The sequence below is a fragment of the Streptomyces sp. NPDC102462 genome (assembly GCF_044765425.1).
In the GTDB taxonomy this organism is placed as follows: domain Bacteria; phylum Actinomycetota; class Actinomycetes; order Streptomycetales; family Streptomycetaceae; genus Streptomyces.
In genome coordinates, this window is sequence record NZ_JBIWKB010000074.1 from 38,062 (window position 1) to 40,709 (window position 2,648).

Sequence of the window (2,648 nt, forward strand, 5' to 3'; positions counted from 1 at the left end):
GTGGCCGTGGTGCCGGGGGTGGAGTACGGGACCCTCTGACCGACGCCGGGTGGCTGCGCCGCCGTACCGACGGGCGCCGGGGAACCGCGTTGCCGTACCCGCGTGTTGCGTCGGCGTCACGACCGGCCGGTTGGCCGTGGTGCCGGGGGTGGAGTACGGGACCCTCTGACCGACGCCGGGTGGCTGCGCCGCCGTACCCGACCGGCGGCGGGGAACCGCGTACCCGCGGGTTGCCGCCGGCGCCACGACCGGCCGGGTGGCCGTCGTTGCGGCCGAAGGGGGCGGCCTGTGAGGATCCTCGCCCGGTCCGGTGGTGTGCGGTGGCAGCCTGTTCCGGCGGGGTGGGCCGGCCTGGGTGTCGCAGTCGGGTGAAGTGAACGCGCGGCGGCGGTCCGGCCAACTCCCCGCACCTACCGGTCACTCGGGCCGCGACGGCACGCATACTCCCTTCGGTCCCACCCGGCCCCACCAGGGAGACAGAGCATGGCCCTCACCACCCGTCGCAGAGCCCTCACGACCCTCGGCGCCGCCCTCGCGGGCGCGGTCGCCCTGCCCGCCGCGCAGGCGTGGGCGGGCGACGCCTCGCGCGGCCCGCGCCCGCTGTGGCACGCCCACGCCCACAACGACTACGAGCACCCGCGTCCCCTCTTCGACGCCCTCGACCACCGCTTCGGCAGCGTCGAGGCCGACATCTTCCTCGTCGGCGACCAACTCCTCATCGGCCACGACGTGACCGACCTCGACCCGTCCCGCACCCTCGAATCCCTCTACCTCGACCCGCTCGCCGCCCGCGTGCGGGCGGGCCACGGCGCGGTGTACCGCGGCGCGCGCAGGCCCCTGCAACTGCTCATCGACATCAAGACCGAGGGCTCTGCGACCTACCTCGAACTCGACCGTCATCTGCGGCGCTACAAGCACCTGTTCACCACCTACGCACACGGCCGGGTGCACCCGGGACCGGTCACCGCGGTGATCTCCGGTGACCGTGCCGCTCGTACGCCGATGGCCGCCCAGAGCGAGCGCCGCGCGTTCTACGACGGTCGGCTGACCGACCTCGGCAGCTCGGCAGCGGCCTCCTTCATCCCGCTGATCAGCGACAACTGGACGCTCAACTTCAGCTGGCTGGGCGAGGGCACCTTCCCGGCCGCCGAACGGCAGAAGCTGCGCGGCATGGTGGGGGCGGCACACGCGCGCGGGCAGCAGGTCCGCTTCTGGGCCACCCCGGACGCGGCGGGCCCGGCCAGGGACGCGCTGTGGGCCGAACTGCTCGCCGCCGGCGTCGACTACCTCAACACCGACGACCTCGCCGGCCTCGAAGCGTTCCTGGACGCCCACGCCGCGGCGTAGCGGCACCGCGAACACCACTCGATCGGGGGACACGTCAGCCGCCCGGACGAACCCTCCGCTACGCCACACTTGCGGCCGAACGCCGCGAACTGGCGTGGCGGAGGAGGTTCGCGATGGCCGTTTCCATCTCTGTGGTGCTGCTGCTCCTGATCCTGGCCGTGGTCTTCCTGCGCAACGGCGCGCTGAAGATCTCGCACGCCCTGGTCTGTGTGCTGCTCGGTTTCTACCTGGCGAGCACGAGCATGGCCCCGACCATCCAGAGCGGGCTCACCGCGACCGCGGACCTGGTCAGCGGCCTGCGCCCGTGACCCGATGGGCGCGTGAAAGCCTCTTGCCGACGGCACAGCGCGGCCCACCCAGCAAAGCGTCAGGCCTCGACCACTCGCGAACGGGTGAGGAACCGCACGCCCTCGGGGGCCTCCAGGGAGAAGCCGCTGCCCCGCCCGGGCACCACGTCCACGATCAACCGGGTGTGGCTCCACGCCTCGTACTGGCTGCGTGACATCCAGAACGTGACCGGCTCGTCGACGCCGTCGACCTCCAGCTCGGCCAGCAGCACGTCCGAACCGCCGGTGCGGAACTCGCCGTCCGGGTAGCACATGGGGGCGCTGCCGTCGCAGCAGCCGCCGGACTGGTGGAACATCAGCGGGCCGTGCGCGGCGCGCAACCGGCGGACCAGGTCGGCGGCCTGCGGGGTGAGTTCGACGCGCGGAGTTTCCTGATACATGATCACCGTCCTGGTCGAGGCCTGTGCGCCCTCCAGCCTCACGGCTCGTCAGGTCGCCGTCCACCGTGTCGTGTTGCCGGGTCCTCAGCGGTGGCTGAGGACATTGATCACCCGCCCGTCGGGGTCCCGTACGAAGAAGCGGCGCACGCCCCACTCCTCGTCGGTGAGCGGATGCACGATCTCGGCGCCCCTCTCCCGCAGCGCGGCGTGGGCTGCGTCGACGTCGTCGACCTCGATGCTCACGTCCGGCACCACCGGCGCGGTCCGGTCCTCGGTCAGCAGGCCCAGCTGTGCCGTCGGGTTCTGGGGGGAGGCGAGCGTGACGATCCAGCCCAGGTCCATGACCACCCTCAGACCGAGGGCTTCGTAGAAGCCGGCGCTCTCCCGCGGCGCGGCCGACCGGGCGTTGGGCACGACACGGCGAACGTTCATCTGGCGGCTCCGTCCATCGTCCGACGACCGGGGTGCAGGCCCGACGAGCCTAGGCCCAATGCCGGTGACTTAGGTGGTGTTCGGTCTGGAGATCGTGAGGACTGCCGTGGTTGGTGGTGGCGCATCGCGGTGCTCGGCTCGC

4 protein-coding genes are annotated in these 2,648 nt (G+C 72.2%); 2 read left to right on the forward strand and 2 right to left on the reverse strand.

Translation table 11 applies throughout. The features are described from left to right. Positions 1 to 483: 483 nt before the first annotated feature. Entirely contained in the window at positions 484 to 1,347 is an 864-nt protein-coding gene (locus tag ACIRFL_RS38420) for a phosphatidylinositol-specific phospholipase C/glycerophosphodiester phosphodiesterase family protein (protein ID WP_404038641.1), read from the forward strand. Between the two features lie 113 nt (positions 1,348 to 1,460). Continuing rightward, a complete protein-coding gene (locus ACIRFL_RS38425; RefSeq protein WP_404038644.1) occupies positions 1,461 to 1,655 on the forward strand; it encodes a hypothetical protein in 195 nt (64 codons plus the stop codon). 59 nt (positions 1,656 to 1,714) lie between these two features. On the opposite strand, the gene ACIRFL_RS38430 is transcribed toward ACIRFL_RS38425, so the two are convergent. Both ACIRFL_RS38430 and ACIRFL_RS38435 read right to left on the reverse strand, forming a co-directional pair. Further along, positions 1,715 to 2,074: a DUF779 domain-containing protein gene (locus tag ACIRFL_RS38430; protein ID WP_404038647.1), complete on the reverse strand. Its 360-nt coding sequence runs from the start codon at positions 2,072 to 2,074 to the stop codon at positions 1,715 to 1,717. Between the two features lie 84 nt (positions 2,075 to 2,158). Beyond that, on the reverse strand, positions 2,159 to 2,506 hold the full coding sequence (locus ACIRFL_RS38435) for a VOC family protein (RefSeq protein ID WP_404038650.1): 348 nt from the start codon (positions 2,504 to 2,506) through the stop codon (positions 2,159 to 2,161). Positions 2,507 to 2,648 lie beyond the last annotated feature (142 nt).

Bases quoted from the DNA above. Each gene is read 5' to 3' on its own strand.
- ACIRFL_RS38420 (WP_404038641.1), top strand. From the start codon at position 484: ATGGCCCTCACCACCCGTCGCAGAGCCCTCACGACCCTCGGCGCCGCC.
- ACIRFL_RS38425 (WP_404038644.1), top strand. From the start codon at position 1,461: ATGGCCGTTTCCATCTCTGTGGTGCTGCTGCTCCTGATCCTGGCCGTG.
- ACIRFL_RS38430 (WP_404038647.1), bottom strand. From the start codon at position 2,074: ATGTATCAGGAAACTCCGCGCGTCGAACTCACCCCGCAGGCCGCCGAC.
- ACIRFL_RS38435 (WP_404038650.1), bottom strand. From the start codon at position 2,506: ATGAACGTTCGCCGTGTCGTGCCCAACGCCCGGTCGGCCGCGCCGCGG.